This is a genomic window from Stieleria sedimenti, from assembly GCF_025060895.1.
GTDB lineage: Bacteria > Planctomycetota > Planctomycetia > Pirellulales > Pirellulaceae > Stieleria > Stieleria sedimenti.
This window is the reverse complement of sequence record NZ_JANZKV010000121.1, coordinates 75,552-94,810: the sequence shown is the minus strand read 5'-3', so window position 1 is coordinate 94,810 and position 19,259 is coordinate 75,552. Positions and strand designations below refer to the sequence as shown.

The 19,259-nt window shown below is 59.0% G+C and carries 13 protein-coding genes; 9 read left to right on the top strand and 4 right to left on the bottom strand.

Translation table 11 applies throughout. From position 1 onward, the window contains the following. Positions 1-699: 699 nt before the first annotated feature. The 4 genes from pilM (at position 700) to hemB (ending at position 8,028) form a co-directional block, all read left to right on the top strand. On the top strand, positions 700-2,871 hold the full coding sequence (gene pilM, locus NZK35_RS16625; RefSeq protein WP_259633656.1) for a type IV pilus assembly protein PilM: 2,172 nt from the start codon (positions 700-702) through the stop codon (positions 2,869-2,871). 64 nt (positions 2,872-2,935) lie between these two features. Next, entirely contained in the window at positions 2,936-4,780 is a 1,845-nt protein-coding gene (locus tag NZK35_RS16620) for a hypothetical protein (protein WP_259633655.1), read from the top strand. Positions 4,781-4,876: 96 nt separating this feature from the next. Then, the gene (locus NZK35_RS16615; RefSeq protein WP_259633657.1) at positions 4,877-7,003 is read left to right on the top strand and encodes a hypothetical protein; all 2,127 of its coding nucleotides are present in this window, start codon (positions 4,877-4,879) and stop codon (positions 7,001-7,003) included. A 20-nt stretch (positions 7,004-7,023) separates the two neighbouring features. Continuing rightward, on the top strand, positions 7,024-8,028 hold the full coding sequence (hemB, locus tag NZK35_RS16610) for a porphobilinogen synthase (RefSeq protein ID WP_259633654.1): 1,005 nt from the start codon (positions 7,024-7,026) through the stop codon (positions 8,026-8,028). Between the two features lie 133 nt (positions 8,029-8,161). Here the strand turns inward: hemB and NZK35_RS16605 are convergent, their stop codons facing one another. Continuing rightward, positions 8,162-8,662: a GNAT family N-acetyltransferase gene (locus tag NZK35_RS16605; protein WP_259633653.1), complete on the bottom strand. Its 501-nt coding sequence runs from the start codon at positions 8,660-8,662 to the stop codon at positions 8,162-8,164. 183 nt (positions 8,663-8,845) lie between these two features. Between NZK35_RS16605 and NZK35_RS16600 the strand changes: the two genes are divergently transcribed. Together NZK35_RS16600 and NZK35_RS16595 are read left to right on the top strand one after the other, a co-directional pair. Continuing rightward, the gene (locus NZK35_RS16600; protein WP_259633652.1) at positions 8,846-11,782 is read left to right on the top strand and encodes a serine/threonine-protein kinase; all 2,937 of its coding nucleotides are present in this window, start codon (positions 8,846-8,848) and stop codon (positions 11,780-11,782) included. A 176-nt stretch (positions 11,783-11,958) separates the two neighbouring features. Further along, a complete protein-coding gene (locus NZK35_RS16595) occupies positions 11,959-12,960 on the top strand; it encodes a GGDEF domain-containing protein (RefSeq protein ID WP_259633651.1) in 1,002 nt (333 codons plus the stop codon). Between the two features lie 240 nt (positions 12,961-13,200). Here the strand turns inward: NZK35_RS16595 and NZK35_RS16590 are convergent, their stop codons facing one another. Together NZK35_RS16590 and epmA are read right to left on the bottom strand one after the other, a co-directional pair. Then, entirely contained in the window at positions 13,201-13,734 is a 534-nt protein-coding gene (locus NZK35_RS16590) for a hemerythrin domain-containing protein (protein ID WP_259633650.1), read from the bottom strand. 139 nt (positions 13,735-13,873) lie between these two features. Next, positions 13,874-14,833, bottom strand: coding sequence for an EF-P lysine aminoacylase EpmA (gene epmA, locus NZK35_RS16585; RefSeq protein ID WP_259633649.1), 960 nt, complete (start codon positions 14,831-14,833; stop codon positions 13,874-13,876). Between the two features lie 63 nt (positions 14,834-14,896). Here epmA and NZK35_RS16580 point away from each other — a divergent pair, with 63 nt between their 5' ends. Then, positions 14,897-15,940, top strand: coding sequence for a ThiF family adenylyltransferase (locus tag NZK35_RS16580; RefSeq protein ID WP_259633648.1), 1,044 nt, complete (start codon positions 14,897-14,899; stop codon positions 15,938-15,940). Positions 15,941-16,026: 86 nt separating this feature from the next. Further along, the gene (locus NZK35_RS16575) at positions 16,027-16,518 is read left to right on the top strand and encodes a DinB family protein (protein WP_259633647.1); all 492 of its coding nucleotides are present in this window, start codon (positions 16,027-16,029) and stop codon (positions 16,516-16,518) included. Between the two features lie 140 nt (positions 16,519-16,658). Here the strand turns inward: NZK35_RS16575 and hisF are convergent, their stop codons facing one another. Then, positions 16,659-17,426, bottom strand: coding sequence for an imidazole glycerol phosphate synthase subunit HisF (hisF, locus tag NZK35_RS16570; protein WP_259633646.1), 768 nt, complete (start codon positions 17,424-17,426; stop codon positions 16,659-16,661). Positions 17,427-17,639: 213 nt separating this feature from the next. On the opposite strand from hisF, the gene purH reads away from it, so the two are divergent. Continuing rightward, on the top strand, positions 17,640-19,208 hold the full coding sequence (gene purH / locus NZK35_RS16565) for a bifunctional phosphoribosylaminoimidazolecarboxamide formyltransferase/IMP cyclohydrolase (protein WP_259633645.1): 1,569 nt from the start codon (positions 17,640-17,642) through the stop codon (positions 19,206-19,208). Positions 19,209-19,259 lie beyond the last annotated feature (51 nt).

Below are 19,259 nucleotides of genomic sequence, written 5' to 3'. Positions count from 1 at the left end.
AACTTAGCGGTATTGGGCCATAGCGGGCAAAAGCGGCGTGTCCGGCGGACAATTAATTTGACGACCGATACGGTCGACGGATAGACTGGTAGCGGTGGCCGGGATTCGATCGACTGCAACAGAGCGATTTTTTTGCCGCGACGATGCATTCCGGACGCTCGCCGGAACGCAGCAGGCTGTCACTCGTTCTGGTTCCTGAAATCATTCTTTTCTCTTTTCTCTTCCTCCATCCCCTCGCGCGAAGGTGCAGCTTGGAAAGGTTTGCCGTGAAATTTCATTGTGCAATTTTGGGGCAATCAGCACATTCGGAACGCACTCGGTGGTGTAAATTCGACATCGTGCCCGGCCAAGCGTGGAGAAGTCGGCAGGGTCGGAGTACCCTGCCGGAACGGGATGCATTGCATTTTTCGACGTTGATTCGCAATCGAGTCTAAAAATCTGTCACAATTCAGCCAAAGATCGCCCAAGGATTCTCGCCATCCATCGTTTATTCCAATGTGCCGTACGCACGTCCGTGCTCGACTCGGTCGCCCGCCAGAGTGGGTTGTCGGCGAGCGGTTCGAGCGGTTGTCACCTGGGACAGCGAGACCGGTGGGGCGCGAGACGGGCCGCCAGTCGGGGGCGTGATGTCCCGTGATCTGCACCCGATGCACTCTCAGTCGCCGATTTCACTCATCACTTTTTCGTTAGCGTTCAACCATGGCCAAGAGCTCTTCAGTTTGGGGAATCGAAATCGGACAATCAGCGCTCAAGGCGTTGCGTTGTTCGCTCGTCGATGACGAAGTTGTCGCCACCGCGTTCGACTACATCGAATACCCCAAGATCTTAAGTCAGCCCGAAGCGGTTCCCGAAGAATTGATCGCCGACGCGATCAATCAGCTGCTCGAACGCAACGAAGGGATGACCGACAAGATCTGCATCAGCGTCCCCGGGCAGAGCGGTCTGTCGAAGTTCTTCAAACCGCCGCCGGTCGAAGTCAAAAAGATCGCGGACCTGGTCCGTTACGAAGCCCGTCAACAAATCCCGTTCGAGCTGTCCGACGTGGTCTGGGATTACCAGATGATGCCCGGCAGCATGGTCGAAGACGGTTACGCACTGGACAGCGAAGTCGGTTTGTTCGCGATGAAACGGGAGCAAGCCAATCGCCAGTTGGCCCCGTTCGATACCGCCAACCTGGAAGTCGACGTCGTCCAATTGGCTCCGATCGCGCTGTACAACATGGTCGCCTATGACCGCATGGGCGATCGGCTCGACGGCGAAATCTTCAACTCGGACGAACCGCCATCGTCCAGCGTGATCCTGTCGATCGGGACCGACAGCTCGGACCTGATCGTCACCAACGGGTTCCGAATTTGGCAGCGCAGCATGCCGATCGGCGGGAACCACTTCACCCGCCAGTTGACCAAAGACTTGAAGATGACGTTCGCCAAGGCCGAACACATCAAACGCAATGCCCGCGAGGCGGTTGATCCGAAGCTGATTTTCCAAACGATGCGACCGGTGTTTAACGATCTGGTCACCGAAGTGCAGCGTTCGATCGGGTTCTTCCGCAGCATCGATCGCAAAGCCGACATCACCGAGCTGCTGATCACCGGGAACACGGTCAAGATGCCGGGTCTGGCTGCCTACCTGGGCAAGAATCTCGGCTTCGAAGTCCACACCCTGGACCGCTTCAATCGCTTGGGTGGCGACGATGTGCTGGCGATTCCCACGTTCCGCGACAACGCGACGACGTTTGCGGTCTGTTACGGTCTGTGTCTGCAAGGCTTGGGCATCTCGCAAATCCACGCCAGCCTGGTCCCGCAGGAAATCATCACGCAGCGGATGATTCGTGCCAAGAAACCTTGGACCGTCGCCGGGTTGGCGGTGCTGATGTTCGGCATGTCGGCCAATTTCTACTTCACCCAGAATAGTTGGAAAGAGAGCCACGACGACCTTTGGAAACAAGCCAATGTCGCGGTGACCAGCATGGAGAGCTATGCCCAAGATCACCGCGGTACCGATAGCGAACTGGAAAAGAAGCTGACCTACCTGAATGCGGTCGGCGAAGAGATCACCGGTGACGCGGAAAACCGTGTCTTGTGGATGGAACTGATCCGCGGCGTCAATCAGATCATCCCACGCGGGGTCTACGAAGGCGTCGAACCCGGCCAGATGCCCACCGCCAAACAGGTGCCTTACGAAGATCGGATCGATTTCCAGGTCACGTCCTTCGAGACCAAGTACTTCGACGACATCTCCGAATGGTACGAAAAGCGAAAGAAGCGATTCACCGACGAAAAGGCTGACTGGGAGAAACTGATGAACATTCCCAAGGAGCCTGGCGCCATGGCCACCGAACCCGAACCGCCCACGGGGCCGTTTTGGGTCGTCGAATTGCAAGGCTATCACTACTTCAATAATCCCGATCGCGTCGGATTGCACGGCAACAACCACACCCGCAAGTACTTTACGACGGCGTTCCTGGATCCCAGCCGATTGCCGCCCGATGTCGCCAATCGCGTCATCCGCCTGCCCGATCCGAACGATCCCTCGGCCGAACCGATCGAATACACTCCCGCCGAACTCGGCATCAGCTACCCGTTGATGCTGAACATCGAAGACGCGATCGAAACGTCGATCCCGAACCCCGACTATGAACCCCCGGTTGCCGGCACGGCGGTCGCGACGACGAAGATCGATCCCGATGCCGAACCGGAATTCTTCAAGGCCCGGCGAATGGACTTTGTGTTCCAATTCCTCTGGACCCCCACGACCCATTCGCAGCGGATGGAAGCCAAACGTTTGAAAGCCGAGGAAGAGGCGGCGTTGCAAGGCGAGGAGCCGCCCGCCGAGGAAACCCTGGACGATACCGTCGCCACCAATCCCTAGTCCCGCGTCACACCACGCGTCCGTTCCATCACTATTTTCACTTTTCGCAACCCACGCAATCATCATGGACCAAGTCAAAGAGTACCTGGCCGTCGCTATCAAGCATGGATTCTGGATCGGCAGCTCGATTGTCCTGATCGGGGCCTTGACCGTCTGGTATCTGTCGACGAGTGATCTGAACACAAAGACGGAATCGCAGATCCGCAAGATCGAAGGTGACGTTCAGAAAGTGTCGCAGTATCGCAACGAGCTGCCGACCCAGCCGAATGATCTGTCCCATCAGTGGATGAACGAAAAAATCGACATCCGCAAAGAGGAAGTGCTTCAAGCTTGGCAAAATGTGTTCGACGCCCAGCGGGATATTTTGACGTGGCCGACCAAGTTAAAAGATGACTTTCTGATTGAGTTCAAGTACGTCAAAGACCCCGAAACCGGAATCGTCGATCGCAACAAACTCAAACTGCCGTTCGAGAAATACGAACCCTTCCCGCCTTCGTCCGACCCCGATCAGGTCAACCCCGACCTGCTCCGTCGCTATGAGCAGTACATCGGCGAAACGCTGCCGAGTTACGCAGAAATCGCCGGTGCGAAATGGACCGCCGATTTTTCCAAACGCGCCGGCGGAATGGCGGAAAGCTACGGGATGGACGACATGATGATGATGGCGGCGGGACCGTCTCGACAGGCCAAACGCAGTATCACCGGAGCCATCGAGGAACCGGTCGTGATCTGGAGTACGTCCAGTCAAGAGACGGTGCTCAAGGATCTGTTCCCCTGGCGCGGGGTCAAGGAGTATCCGTCGGAACTTGATGTGTACTACTCGCAAGAGAACCTTTGGATCTTGCGACAGTTGCTGCAGATCATCGCCGCCGTCAATGGAGGAGCGCAGCAAGCGTTCGAAGCCGAAATTCGCGAAATCAAAAAACTCGCGATCGGAAAGTCGGTCACCTTCAACCAGGGCAGCATCTCCGATCCGGGGTCACGCGTCACCGCCGGCTTTGGCGGGATGGGGATGGATGACATGGAAGGCTACGGCGACATGGATATGTATGACATGGATAGCATGGGACCTGGCGGTAGCGGCGGTATCGAGAGCGAAGGCTCCGACCCCGGCGACAGCCGCTATGTCAACACGGCCAACGAACCCATCGACGCCGCATCGCTGCGGAGTGCCTTCAGCAGCAACGACCCGGGACAAGTCGCGATTGCGGTCGCCAAACGCGTTCCCGTCATGCTGCACTTGCAAATGAATCAACAGAGCGTCGCCAGGCTGTTGGCCGCCTGCGGGAGCGCACCGCTGATGGTCGATGTCCGCCAAGTCCGCGTCCTACCCAAGGGAGGCTCCGCCAGCGGAGGCGGAGGCGGAGGCTACAGTGACATGATGGGCATGGAAGACGAAATGATGGGCGACATGGGCATGGGAGGCATGGGCATGGGTGGCATGGGAGGCATGGGCGGTGGAGCGACCGTCGGAGCCCCCGAGGAATATCCGATGGACATGGAAGTGGAGATCTATGGCCTGATCTATTTCTACAATCCGCCCAGCGAAGAGTCACTCGGAATCGAAAAGGTGAAGGACGATGTCTCGATCGACGAATCCGCTGAAGTGATCGACGCGTTGCCAGGGCCGACCGGCACCGAACCGGCGACAACCGCCGAACCGCCGGCGACGACACCGCCAGCCACAGCACCGCCATCGACGACACCGCCGGCCGCAACACCGCCGGCGACCACACCGCCAGCGACCACACCGCCGGCGACAACATCGCCAGCCGCAACACCGCCGGCAACCACACCGCCGGCCGCAACACCGCCGGCAACCACACCGCCGGCCGCAACACCGCCGGCGACTACACCGCCGGCCGCAACACCACCAACCGCGATGGCGATCCCCGTCGCGTCACCCTAGCCTTACCCCCCTCCTCTCTCGGCCCGTGAAACGATTGCGGGCCTGATTTTCGACCATTACCCGATGAACCAAAGTACCTGCTGACAGGGGAACATCATGGACGCCGATAAACTGAAAGACTTTGCCGTCTACAATTTTGAAAAGCTGATCGTTGCGATTGTGGTGCTGCTGTCCGCATTCTTGGTCTACAGCGGACTTGGCAAGCCGATCATCACGGAGAAACACGATCCGGATCGCTTGGCCCAGAGCGCGACCGAAGTCAAACGGCAAGTCGATGATGACCACACCGATGCGATCGTCAACGACGAGGAAAATCCCCGCGAGCCGAAATTCGACATCGCGATGGAGCAACAGAAGTTCCTGCAACCGATCAAATCCAGTCTCTATCAACCCGATCCGTGGGATTTGTCCAAGGCGAGCAAAGAAAAGGTCCGCCGCAAGGATCCCGTGCTTGCCAAACCGGCAGCGGTTCGAACGACCGGCGTGATCGCGTCGCTGGCCTATCGTTCCCAAGACGGCACCTATGCATTAGCCGATCTGGAACCCGCCGACGAAGTGGAAGTGGTGGAAGCGAAACCCAAACGCAGCTCCAGACGGAGTCGTCGTCAGAACCCCATGGACATGATGATGGGTGAGGAAGGCGACATGGACATGATGGGCATGGATATGATGGGCATGGACATGATGAGCATGGACATGATGGGCATGGATGAAATGTCAGCAACCGGAGCATCGGGGCCGATCCGAAAACTCGCCGCCGACAAGAACCTCGGCACGACGGCCAAGTCGACAAAACATCTGACATCTGGTGCGGATCAGCCCCCGGTCCCCGGCATCGGACTGTTCATCGCCGGGACGGCGGTGATTCCCCACAAGCAGTTGATCGATGCCTACCAAGAAGCGCTCTCCTACGCGGCCGAATACGACCCGGTCAAACGTGACCTGCCGCGTTACGTGGCCTACCAGGTTCAACGGGCCGATGTCACGAACAAGTCCGTCGATCAATTGACCGATGCGGACTGGGTCCTCCGCGACAGCAACGACACGACGATTTGGAATGCCGCCAATTACTGGTCCGGCTTTGCGCCCGAGTTGGTTCCCGATGATTACCGAATTCCTGGCGTCACCATGTGGATTCCCCCGGTATTGCTGGACCCCTACGCCAGTTTTGCCAACCACCCGTTGATTCCGTTGAAGTCCAAACGTGTTCTGCTGGCCGAGCAGATGGAAAAAGAAGCCGCGGCAGAACAAGCAAACGCCGGACCCGTCGATATGAAACAGTTTGAAATCGATATCGCCGGTGGCCAGACGCGATCCTATGGTGGCGGCATGGACGAGGGTTACGATATGGAGATGGACATGGATATGGGCATGGACGAGGGCTATGACATGGATATGGGCTATGGCGGCGGCATGGGCAGCACTCGGTCGGCCAATGAAGGCAAGCCAGCCGAAGAAAACCCCGTCGACTACAAACTGCTCCGTTTCTATGACTTCGCCTACATCCAAGGCAAAACCTACAAGGTCGGCGGCAAAGTCGTGGGAATGGATCCGAAAGCACCGCGGATGAATCGCCAGTACGTTTATCGGGTGCGTTTCGCAGTCAACGATCCCAACTTCCCCAAGTCGCCGGAGCTGCAACCCAAGAGTCGCAACCTGGATCCGGAAGCCTACAAACGGTACGTGACGCTGTCGGCCGAAGCCGAACAGACTCAAAAACGAAATTACAAACGCTGGAGCGAGTGGAGCGATCCGAGCGCCCCGACGTCGCTGCCGCCCGTCGATCGCGTCGCCTTTGGCAGCGTGAAACCCTACAAGCCGCGTGTCGTGAACGCAGGCAGTCGAAGGATTGAAATCGAATCCGATCCGCCCAAGGCGGAAGTCGTGGCGTCGAGTTTCGATCCACGTCTCGGGGTTTTCGTGCCGGCACGGATGGAGGCCACCGAAGGCACCGTGTTGAGCACCGAAGTCGAATCGGCCGAAGTCGTCGATCCGATCACGCTTGAAGTCAAAAAGACCAGCGAACCAAAGGTCATCAAGTCGTCCGCGACCGTGATCGATGTCGAAGGCGGTGCGCCGTTGGAAATCGTTGATGACGAAACCATCGTCGAACCCGGAATCTTCTTGATGGTCGACAGCGATGGAAAGCTGAAAGTCCGCGATGCGACCGAAGAGCAGCGGGTCTATCGGATCCAATCCTTCGCCGAAGAACGTGGTCTGTAGACGGATACGATAGAAACAGGATGTACGATTTTGCACGTGGGCCATTCCCGCGAACACGACCGCGACGGCAACGCCGTCACGCATGGTCCCGACGTCTGGTTGCCGAATCGTCGCTCACCCCGAGCGACCTGATTTGGCCGATCTTTGTCCATCCGGGAACCGGTGCCCAAGCGATTGAGTCCCTGCCCGGTGTCGAGCGATTGGGAACCGACAAGATCGTGGATGCCGCCAAACGCGCCCGCGATTTGGGGATCCCGGCGATCGCGGTTTTTCCGGCGACGCCCGCGGACTTAAAAACCGCCGACGCCGCCGAGGCGACCAACCCCGATAACCTGGTCTGCCAAACGGTCCGCCAAATCAAAGCGGCCGTCGGCGACACGCTGGGAATCATTTGTGACGTCGCCCTCGACCCGTACAGCAGCCATGGTCACGACGGGATCGTGCGTGACGGAGACGTCGTCAACGACGAAACCGTTGGCATTCTGGCCCGGCAGGCGGTGGTGCAGGCCGATGCCGGATGCGACATCATCGCCCCCAGCGACATGATGGATGGCCGCGTCGGTGCAATCCGCGATGCGCTGGAATCGGCCGGCCACGTCAATGTTCAAATCATGTCCTACGCGGCCAAGTACGCCAGCGCGTTCTACGGCCCGTTTCGTGAAGCCGTCGGATCCAAGGGCAACTTGGGCGGGGCCAGCAAGAAGACCTATCAACAGTCCCCCGAGCAAGCCGATGAAGCCTTGCACGAAGTGGCGCTGGATTTAGCCGAAGGCGCCGATTCGGTGATGGTCAAACCCGGCATGCCTTATTTGGATATCGTCACCAAGGTCAAGCAAACCTTTGGCGTACCGACCTTCGTGTATCAAGTCAGCGGTGAATACGCGATGTTGTCGGCGGCCGGACAACTCGGCTGGCTCAACCGCCGTGACGTCGCCCTGGAAAGCCTGTTGGGATTCAAACGCGCCGGTGCCGACGGCATCCTCACCTACTTCGCCCCCGAAGCCGCCCAGTGGCTCAGTGAGTAGGTCACGCTGTGCGTGACGGTGGCATGCACAGCATGCCCTACGGACTTGGCATGCACAGCATGCCCTACGTACTTGGCATGCACAGCATGCCCTACGTACCTGGCATGCACAGCATGCCCTACAAAAGTGATTCTCACTCCGCCAGTTTCTTGATCGTCTCGGTTCCCAAGCGGACGATTCGCCAGTCGGGCAGCACGTCTCCGCCGATCCTCTGATAGACGTCGATCGCGTTTTGGTTCCAATCCAAGACGGCCCATTCCATCCTCCCGCAATTCCTTTCGATGGCAATTTCGGCCAGCTTTCGCAGCAACGACTTTCCGATTCCCATCCGGCGAAAGTTGGGACGGACGTAGATATCTTCCAGATAGATGCCGGGTTTGCAGAGAAAGGTCGAGAAGTTTTGGAAGTAAATCGCGTACCCGACCAGCTGGCTTTCCGTGTCGTCTTGGCGATCCGTCTGGGCCACCAAGGCTTCGGCGCAACGGCGGACGAAGAGCGCATCGTGCATGTCGTCTTCACCGGCGGTCAATTGATGCTCCAGCTTTTCAAAGATTGCCAGTTCACGAAGCATCCTAAAAATTTCTGGAACGTCGCTGGGACGCGCCGCACGGATTTCACAGGTAGGTTCAGGCATTGCGGGTTACAAAGGGTTCGTCAAATCAATCGGCGATGGGGGATTACCAGAAACGCCAGTCGAAACGTTTGGGGGCGTCCTACGATTACGTAAAGCATCCCGATGATGCAGTCCCAGTCAACCGTGAAGCCCTCCCAAACCGATTGATCGATACGTCCGGATCGATCGACAGCCAAAGCGAACATGGAAACGATCAACGGCCGTTTTTTGCCAGACGATTCAGAAGGGCCACGGCATCCGCCAATCGCCAACGCGGCTGCGGAGGCTGATTCGTTGGCGACCGTGTGGGGAGCGGGCTCGACGCCCGAACCCGAGCGGCCAACGGACGCGCGTTCCGGACGCTCTGGTGCCGCACCTCGCCCGCGGGAAGCCGGCCTGTCGGAGGCCGAATGTACACTCGGCTCGGCTTCCAACCGGCACCGCGAAACGGCGGAATCCGGCAAAGACGAACAACGCCGGCGCGATGGTGACCGCTATGTCGAACTCGGTGAGCTCGGACGCGGCGGTTGGGGGGTGGTTCAGCGCGCCCTCGACCGGCAACTGCAACGCGAGGTCGCCGTCAAACGCATCAGCAATCCGAGCAAAATCCAGCCGAGCGAACGAGAACAGTTCCTGCACGAGGCGCGGATCACGAGCGGGCTTCAGCATCCAGGCGTGGTGCCCGTTCACGAGTTGGTCGCAGACGAAACGGGCGACACCTACTACGTGATGAAACTGCTCGAAGGCGACACGTTGCGTCATCACATTCGTATGGCACACGCCGAGCATCGCGAAGGCAAGTGGCTCAGGCACGAATTGATCGAAGCGATCACTCCGCTGTTGCTTCGATTCATCGATGTTTGCAACGCGGTGGCGTATGCCCATCGACGCGGCATCATCCATCGCGATCTGAAACCCACCAATGTCATGGCCGGGGCCTTCGGTGAAACGATCGTCGTGGATTGGGGGCTGGCACGCTACATCGATGATAACGACGGCGGTGAAACAACGGTTCGGGGACCGGCAAAACAAAATGATCAATCGGGCAGCTATCGTTCGTCGTCGCCGATGGAGTCCGAGGGCAGCGTGGTCGGAACGCCGACCTACATGGCGCCCGAACAGGCGCGGGGGGAACTCGCCTCCATGGGCAGCCACAGCGACATCTATTCGCTCGGCGTGATCCTCTACGAAATCATCGCGGGCACTCATCCGCACAAGGGGCTGGACGTCAGATCGGTGCTCCGCCGCGCCCGTGAAGGTGAATTCACGCCGCTGCGAGAGATGCAACCCTGTGTCCCGAAACCGTTGGAAGAGATCGTCCACACCGCGATGGATCCCACCGCGGAGCGACGTTATTGCGACGTCGAAAGCTTGGCCGATGATGTGCAACGTTTCATGACGGGATTGCGCGTGTCGGTCCACGACGAAAGTCTGATCGAACGATGTTCCCGTTGGTGTGGGCGACACCGCGCCCTCGCATCCACCATCGGTTTGGCGATCGTGGGGTTGATGATCGTCTCGGTGATCAGCGCGCTGGTGATCCGCTCGGCGCATCAGGCAGAGCGTCAGGCGAGAATCGAAGCCCGCGAAGCACATCACGAGTCTCTAGAGCGTCTGGTCGATGCACGCGACACCGCGGACACGTGGCTGGTCGACTTAAGCGGTTCTTTGCAATTCCATCCGGCGATGACGCCGCTAAGAAATGAGCTGATCGGACAAGCCCTGAAACAATACCAGCGGTTGATCGAACAGCCGATCGATCCGATCGCCGATCGATTCAGCAATGAACTCGACGCCGATGCCTTTAAAACCAACACCCTGGTTTGGTTGGAACGTGTTAAGTGCCATTTGCGTTTAGGCGACCTGCATCGGATGCGTGGGCAGGCCGAGCAATCGTCCGAACACTTTGCCAAGGCGGAGTCCATTCTCGCAGGCTTGGGGCACGCCGTTGATACCATCACCCCGGTCTCGTTGCACCGGTCGGGTACCGCTTCGGAGCTTGGCGACAACTGGTTCCGCCACGCGCCCTCCCTGCATGAACTTGTTTGCCTGGAAAAGATCAACACGACGATCGGCAGGGCGTTGGCGAGCGAGACGTCGCCCACGCTCGCCGACGCGATCGGAGCCCGCGAGCAGATTCAGCACTGGTTGCCCTTTGAACCGCCACCGGTTTCCGATGCCGCGCCCTCCAATTTCGTCGCCCGTGCGATTTCAGCATTGGTGCGATTGGAATTGGTGATTGAACGCACCCAGGCATCGACATCCCCGGCGTCCAGACGCGTGTTCTCGGCGGATCGCTATCAGAACGCCGTCCGTTGGGCTCGCTGGCTGGCCGATCATCGGGGCGATCCCAGCGACATGAAACTATACGAAACGATCGCGACCGAGCACGCCCAACGCCTCAGCCGACGCGGCGAATTCCCCGCCTCGTACCAAGCATGGACGCGATTGATCGATCATCTCAGTCACCGTCTGGAGTCCGTCGGCGAACGATCCGATTGGATGCAATCACTCGCCCACGCCAAATTGCGTCGCGCCGAAGTGGCCGTCCATTTGGGCCGCAAAGACGAAGCGGCGGAGGACTACGCCAGTTCGATCGAGGATTTAGAACGGACCTGGATGTTGGCCGACGCCGACGAGTTCTTTCGCGTCAACCTGGCCACCGCGGAAAACAACCTGGGGCGATTGTGGGTCAATGGCAACGATCAGCAACGCCAGCAAGCAAAGCAATTGTTTGCCCGATCGATCGCCACCTACCAACAGCTGCTGAGCGAATCGGCGACCCCGGACATTTTGAGGCGGCTGGCACAAACCCACACCGCGATGGCCGAAGTGATCGATGCCTCGGGCGAAGGCAGCGACGGTACCTCTGCCGCGAAACAGCTGGAACATTTGCAACACGCCAACCTGGCCTATGAGATCTTGCGTGATCAAGAGCTGTTGAAGGACACCGACCGACTCAACTGGGCCACTACGTTGGTCGATCGACGCCGGATCGATCCCGAGGCGGTCGATCCCGAAACGATCCTCACGCTGTTGGAAGAGATCGATTTGGACGCACTTTCCGGATCACAGCGCGGCATGTATCCGTTGTTGCTGGCGACGGTGCGTCCCTTGGTTCAGAGTGGCGGGGTTGAATGATACAATCATCACCAGCGCAATGACTGATCTTGAAAATCGTGGATTCGCGGACGAAGCTTCCATGCATGGCAAGATCGGGTGCGGTGGATGTTTGATTGTGACCCATCTTTGTGGGCCCCAATGACACACTTCAAAGCGCCTTTCCGACTTGATGAATTGACATGATGCACGCTGCGATGAAACCAGATCCCCTCCAGGGCGACACAAACCCCGAATGCTTGCTCAGTTCCTCCAAGGACGTCGCCGGGGCACGCAGTGGTGAGCCGTTGCAGAGCGAACCCTTGCAGAGCGAACCGGAAGCCACGTTGCAGCGTTCTCCCGAACAGTCGTTGGGGTCTCGTAACGATCAATCTTGTTTGGTGCAAATTTATCCTGCCGACGTTGTCGATGGGATGTTGCTGATCGAGAAAGATGAATTGTTGATCGGCCGCGAAGCCGGTTCGGACTTGATGCTGAGCGACACGAGCGTTTCGCGTCAACACGCTATCATTCGTCGCACCGAGGCGGGGTTTGAACTCGAAGACTTGGGCAGCACCAATGGAACGTTCATCGGCGGTCGTCCAGTCACACGCGTCCGATTAAACTCCGGCGACACGATTCGTTTCGGCAGTTTTCTGTTCAAGTTCCTTTCTGCCGGAAGCGTCGAGTCGCAGTATCACGAAACGGTTTATTCGGCGCTGACACGCGATGCGTTGACCGGGACGATGAATAAACGCTACCTGCTGGAGACACTCGGTCGTTCGATCGCCGCCGCGGTCCGCCAGCGTCAGCCGGTCACCGTGGTGATGATCGACATCGATCATTTCAAAAGCGTCAATGACACCTATGGACACTTGGTCGGCGACGAGGTGCTGCGAGAATTCGGCCGGCGTGTCTCCACGGGCTGCCGCGAGGACGATTTGCTGGCGCGTTATGGCGGCGAAGAGTTCTGTCTGTTGCTCTCAGCGACCGGTGCCGAAGAAGCCTTAGAGGTCGCCGAGCGGTGTCGCAAAGCCGTCTGCGAGCAACCGTTTCAGACGGCTTCCGGACCGCTGAACATCACCGCAAGTTTCGGTTTTGCGGTGCTGAATCAAGAGCACAGTGAAACGGGATTGGAGCTGATCCGCCGGGCCGACGAGAAACTGTACGAAGCGAAGCGCGGCGGGCGAAATCGGGTTTGCGGCGACGGCGTCGCGTAGCGGCCGCGGGCCTGCTGCCAAAATCATAACGGAACGGCGCGAGGGGGCTGTCGATTCAGTGAGCCGCGACGCGTAAGCGGCCTGGCATTTCGGCGCCCGCCCGAGGCCTTACGGCCAACGGCTCACCATTGACCCAGCAGATCCCGATTAAATCGACCGACCGCTTGCCGTCTCGTTTCACTCGTCAAACGCAAGCTGGAAGCTTACGCCACGTGCGAACATCACGGTCCGGCGGGCGGTTCAATCACCGACGCCCAGGTCATCATCAAAGCTGGCCAGAATCAGTTTCAATTCTGATTCTTCGTGGCTTTCGAAACTCGATTTAAACGCCTTGAAACGGCGCGTCAGCTTGTTGATGTGTTCGCCGGCTTCGCAATTCAGCTCCAAAACCAGCTCGGCCAGATCACGGATCTGTGAAAACAATGTCGAGTGTTGGGCCCGTAGTGTTTCGGCGGTCAGGCTCAGATGTGGCGCGATGTCGACGGCGTCATCAAAGTAACCATACGCCTCTTCGAGAGAAAAGTGGATTGCCAATTGGTCTCTCAGTTCGGCGAGTCCGGCGATCAATTCCGGCCAATGATTCTTTGCCGTCTCGGGGTGCGAGAACATCGGAATCAGCCGGTCCCAGAGTGATTTCAACTGACGGTTGTCGTCTTTGATCTCTCTCAGAAAAGCCGCATTGACGGTCAAACGACCGACCGGTTTGCTGGCTAAGCCTTCTCCAGATGATTTCCCAGCGGCCAGCTGGTTACTCGGCGCGAGCGCGTCAGACATCGGCATGATCCTTTTGTTTTGAGGCTACTTTTATTGTAACCACCAATTCCAACTCGCGAAGTTTTTTGCGTGCTTTTTGACCGATCTTGGCAGTCTGTACGGCCCGCCCTCGACGGGTCGGCGCGATTGCCCAAACTGGTCATGCATTCCAGATCGAAAACGGCATCACGTCTTCGAGACGGTCGGCACCGACCTGCAGCATCAGCAGACGGTCCACCCCCAACGCCACGCCGCTACATGGGGGGAATCCCGCACGCATTGCATCGACCAGGGTCGTTTCGGCGGCCAGGCGACTGCGTCCCGATGTCGTCCGCTTGCGGTTGTTCTCGGCGTACCTTGCCAACAGCACATCGGCATCGAGCAGTTCGTCATACCCGTTGGCCAATTCAACCCCGCGGACATAGAGTTCGAATCGGGCGGCACATTGAGGATCGCTCGTCGACGGTTTTGCCAACGCGGCTTGGGACAGGGGGTAATCCGTCAACAGCGTGGGACGCCGTTGCCCCAGCTTCGGCGCGATCCGGGCGGACAACAGATAATCGAGCATCTGATCGCGATCCTCGGCGATCGTTGTCGCCAGTGATGCGTCCAGTTTCGCCACCTGCTCGCCGAGGTCACCGATGGAAACATCGATCGGATCGAATCCGAGTTGTTCGTGAAAGGCATTGCGGTAGCGAATCGAATCATAGCCATCGGCACCCAGCATCTTGGAAGCGAATTGGCCGGTCAGTCGCATCGCTGATTCGAAATCACCGCCGACTTCGTACCACTCCAACATCGTGAATTCGATGTTGTGCAACTCACCGGTTTCGCCGCCACGGAACACCGGGCCGATGCTGTAGATCGAGGGTGCTCCGCTGGCCAGCATGCGTTTCATCGCTGACTCGGGAGAGGTCTGCAAATAAAACCGCTCGGGAAGACGCGGATCCGAAATGCCCAGCGTGTTCGTTTCAACGGCCAACGGATCCAAATAGGCATCGACCACACAATCGCGCGACAGGCAAGGCGGTTGCGTTTCCAAGAAGCCGTGCTCGTCGAAAAAGCGACGCGTTTGGCGAAGCAACTCGGCACGTGCCGCAAGATGGTTTACATTGGCCATGGCAACCCTCATGTTCTGCTTGGCATCACGTTCGTCCTTTTCCGCACGACACCCTTACCCTTTGTGAATTCTATTTCGCCAGATCGTTACGCACGCCAGCGGCAATTCGCCCCGATCGGCGTCCAGGGGCAAGACCGGATCGAACGAGCCGAGATCGCCATCCTGGGATGCGGTGCACTCGGGACGGTGGCGGCGGAATTGCTGTGTCGCGCCGGCGTGGGCCAGATTCGAATCATTGATCGTGATGTTGTCGAGTGGACGAATCTGCAACGACAATCACTCTTTGACGGCGAAGATGCCCGTCTGGGCGTCAGCAAGGCCGAAGCCGCGTGTCGCAGGCTGCGGCAGATCAACGACCAGGTGCAGACCACCGCGGTGGTGACCGACATCAACGCCGGCAACATCGAAGCCGTCTTGGCCGGCGCGGAGCTGGTGATCGACGCGACGGATAATTTTGGCGTTCGATTTCTGTTGAATGACTGGGCCCTTTCGACCGGCACCGCGTGGGTGCATGGCGGATGCGTCGGCGCGAGCGGTCAGGTACGACTGTTCGATGGCGCCGCACGGCCGTGTTTTCGCTGTCTGGTTCCCAACCTGCCGCCGGCAGGTGTCGTCGACACCTGCGATACCGCCGGCGTGATCGGACCGGCGACCCATACGATCGCCAGCTTGCAGGCGGCCGAAACGCTCAAGTGGATTTCGGGCAATCGGCAAGCTGTTTCCGAAGACGTGTTGTCGATCGACCTGTGGAACAACCGAGTCCGCCAAGTCAAACTCGATCGGGCCATCGCTCCCGAGTGCATCGCCTGCGTCCGGCGCGACTTCGAATTCCTCCGCGGCGACGCCTTGGGTAGCAGCGAAGGGGCGCTGTGTGGGCGGGACGCGGTGCAACTCAACCCGCATGGCGACAACGTGCAGATCGACTTGCAGGCCATGGCGCGACGTTGGGAAGCGATCGGATCGGTCCAATCGACTCGATTCTTCACGCGATTGCAGGTCGATGAGACGACCCAGCTGACGTTGTTCCGAGACGGCCGCGTCGTCGTGCAAGGAACCGATGATCTGGCACGCGCCCGCTCTCTTTTCGATCGGTTTGTCGGTAACTGAGACGTTCCCCCGGCGGCTCGGATCGCTATAAAGGCATCTTATCGCTCCGGACAACTTCCATCCCTCGATCCCACGAAAGGCTTCTCATGCACGGAAAAGATGCGATTCGCAGCGCCTACCAACTCAGCCGAATGATCACCACGTCCTACGTCAGTGACCTGACTGATGAAGAGCTTCTGACCCGGCCGGCCAAAGGCTGCAACCACGTGGCCTGGCAGCTCGGGCACTTGATCAGCGCCGAGTGCGGGTTGCTCAATTCGATCGCGCCGGGGTTTGCCATCGAATTGCCCGAAGGTTTTGCCGAGAAACACGGCAAAGAAAACACGACGAGTGACGATCCGTCGGACTTCGCGACCAAGGACGAGTATCTGGCGTACTTTCAACAGCTCCAGGAAGCGGCGTTCAAAGCGTTGGATGCCCAGTCCGACGAAGACTTGGCAAAAGATGCCCCCGAGCATCTGCGTCAGATTTGTCCCACCGTGGGAGGCGTGTTTGTCCTGATTGCGACGCACCCGATGATGCACGCCGGCCAGTTCGTCCCGGTGCGGCGAGTGCTGGACAAGCCGGTGTTGATTTAATCACCGATGCAGTGGGAGAACCCAATCGCGAGCCGAGCATCCCGGAGGGATGCCAGCGAGTAGCCGGAGGAAAGCAAAGCGCCACCTCCGGGAAGGTCGCCTTGAATTCCCATCGACCCCGGCGTGGTCGCGTCGGATAGCTACAGCCGCACCGGGATGCCGGCGTCGCGCATGACCTGCTTGGTTTCGGCGATGGTGTATTGGCCGAAGTGAAAAATGCTTGCCGCCAGCGCCGCGCTGGCTTTGCCCTTCAGGATGGCTTCGGCCAAATGGGTCGGGTTGCCGGCCCCTCCGCTGGCGACGACCGGGATGTTCACCGCCTCGCTGACTGCGGCGGTGACGGGTAAGTCGTAACCGTCGCAGGTTCCGTCGGCGTCCATGCTGGTCAACACGATCTCGCCGGCGCCGAGTTCTTGGACGGTTTTGGCCCAGGCGACGGCTTCCAGGCCCGTCGGTTTTCGCCCACCATTGATGTGGACTTCCCAGAACGCTTGGCCGTCTTTGAGCACCCGCTTGGGGTCGATGTTGACCACGATGCACTGGCTTCCGAAGCGGTCTGCGGCCTTGCGGACGAACTCCGGGTCTTTGCAGGCGGCGGAGTTGATGGACACCTTGTCGCAGCCGGCATTGAGCAGATCGCGGACGTCTTCGATCGACCGGACGCCTCCGCCGACGGTCAGCGGCATGAAGACGCAGTCCGCGGTCCGCCGCACGACATCCAAAATGATGTCCCGTTCTTCGTGGCTGGCAGTGATATCCAGAAAGACCAGTTCGTCAGCCCCTTCGGCTTCGTAACGGCTGGCCACCTGGACCGGATCGCCCGCATCCCGCAAATTGACGAAATTGGTTCCTTTGACAACGCGTCCGCCATGCACGTCCAGACACGGGATCACTCGGGCAGCTAACATCGATCGGGTTCGGATTTTGTTTGGTGAATCAGAAAATACGGGGTGTGATCGATGTGTTATAGGTCAATCAGCGGCCGGCTCGAAGGGTGGCAACGGTGCGTCCGGTTGACCTTGAGGGATCGCGAATTTAATTTGCAACAGCGGTTTTGAGCCTCGGATCCAAAACCAAGTCGTTCTCCGTCCTCGCACCTTCCTCTCTCAGGCTGTCCCCCCGTGTCAAACGTCACCCCGGTTCGAAACGCGCTTATCAGTGTCAGCGACAAGCTGGGCCTGGCCGATCTAGCGGCCGGATTGCAGCGAGACGGTGTGACGATCTACAGCACCGGTGGAACGCGACGTCACTTGGAACAATCGGGCATCGACGTTCTGGACGTCGCCGAGTACACCGGTTTCCCCGAAATGCTCGACGGTCGCGTCAAGACGCTGCATCCCAAAGTGTTTGGCGGCATTTTGGCGATCCGCGATCGGGAGGATCACATCGATTCGATCGAAGAGCACGACATCGTGCCGTTCGACTTGGTCGTCGTCAATTTGTATCCCTTTGCTGCCACCGCCTCACGGCCCGGTGCCACGTTTGAAGAGTGTGTCGAGCAAATTGACATCGGGGGACCGAGTTTGGTCCGAGCGGCGGCCAAGAACCACCGCGATGTCGCAGTCGCGACCAGCCCCGAACAGTATGGCGAGTTGCTCGAGCAACTCGATTCCGGCGGCACGACGCTGGAACTGCGGAAACAGCTGGCCGCCGATGCATTCGATCACACCGCCGCCTACGACCGAGCGATTGCGGATTACATGCGTGGCGATTCGATCGCCGGCGAATTCCCCTCGTCGATGCACCTGGCACTTCGGCGCAAGAGCCAATTGCGTTACGGCGAAAACCCGCACCAGCGTGCGGCGTTGTATTGTGACCCGACCATCCGCAGTGCGAATCTGGTTTCGGCCCGTCAGATCAGCGGCAAAGAACTCTCCTACAACAATCTGCTGGACCTCGATTCGGCCCTGGAAATCGTTCGCGGATTATCCAACCCGGCCGTTTCGGTGATCAAGCACAACAACCCTTGCGGCGCCGCCAGCGACGTCAAACTTGTCGATGCCTGTCGCAAAGCGCTCGCGGGCGATCCCCTGAGCGCGTTCGGTTCGGTGCTGGGCTTCAACAAAACCGTCGACATGGCCACGGCCGAATTGCTCTGTGAACCGGGATTGTTTATCGAAGCCATCGTCGCCCCGGACTTCGAAGCCGGTGCGGTGGGGCTGTTGACCACGCGCCCGCGTTGGCGCGAGAACGTGCGGCTGATGCAAGTCGGCATCCTGGATGATCCGCCACCGGCGATTCAACGTCGCTTCATCAGCGGCGGGATGTTGGTGCAAGACGCCGACCGCATGACCAGCCCGCGCGTGCAGTGGGAAACGCCCACGCAAACCAAGGTCGACGAAGAACTCTGGGATGACCTGGTCTTCGGCTGGGAAATGGTTCGGCACGTCAAAAGCAATGCCATCGTCCTGGCCAACGACACGTCTTTGGTCGGTGTCGGAGCCGGTCAGATGAGTCGCGTCGATAGTGTGGAAATCGCGATCGAAAAAGCGGGAGATCGTGCCAAGGGTGCGATCCTGGCCTCCGACGCGTTCTTCCCCTTCCCCGATTCGATCGAAGCGGCTGCCGAGGCCGGCATCGTGGCGATCATCCAACCCGGCGGTTCACGCCGCGACAACGAAGTCGTAGACGCCTGTGACCAGTATGATCTGCCGATGGTGTTGACCGGACGACGTCACTTCAAACACTAGAGCGTTGTCGACTTCAAATTTTCGGGCATCCACGCTGGTGTGCAGGCTTTA

Bases quoted from the DNA above. Each gene is read 5' to 3' on its own strand.
- pilM (WP_259633656.1), top strand. From the start codon at position 700: ATGGCCAAGAGCTCTTCAGTTTGGGGAATCGAAATCGGACAATCAGCG.
- NZK35_RS16620 (WP_259633655.1), top strand. From the start codon at position 2,936: ATGGACCAAGTCAAAGAGTACCTGGCCGTCGCTATCAAGCATGGATTC.
- NZK35_RS16615 (WP_259633657.1), top strand. From the start codon at position 4,877: ATGGACGCCGATAAACTGAAAGACTTTGCCGTCTACAATTTTGAAAAG.
- hemB (WP_259633654.1), top strand. From the start codon at position 7,024: ATGTACGATTTTGCACGTGGGCCATTCCCGCGAACACGACCGCGACGG.
- NZK35_RS16605 (WP_259633653.1), bottom strand. From the start codon at position 8,662: ATGCCTGAACCTACCTGTGAAATCCGTGCGGCGCGTCCCAGCGACGTT.
- NZK35_RS16600 (WP_259633652.1), top strand. From the start codon at position 8,846: ATGGAAACGATCAACGGCCGTTTTTTGCCAGACGATTCAGAAGGGCCA.
- NZK35_RS16595 (WP_259633651.1), top strand. From the start codon at position 11,959: ATGAAACCAGATCCCCTCCAGGGCGACACAAACCCCGAATGCTTGCTC.
- NZK35_RS16590 (WP_259633650.1), bottom strand. From the start codon at position 13,734: ATGTCTGACGCGCTCGCGCCGAGTAACCAGCTGGCCGCTGGGAAATCA.
- epmA (WP_259633649.1), bottom strand. From the start codon at position 14,833: ATGGCCAATGTAAACCATCTTGCGGCACGTGCCGAGTTGCTTCGCCAA.
- NZK35_RS16575 (WP_259633647.1), top strand. From the start codon at position 16,027: ATGCACGGAAAAGATGCGATTCGCAGCGCCTACCAACTCAGCCGAATG.
- hisF (WP_259633646.1), bottom strand. From the start codon at position 17,426: ATGTTAGCTGCCCGAGTGATCCCGTGTCTGGACGTGCATGGCGGACGC.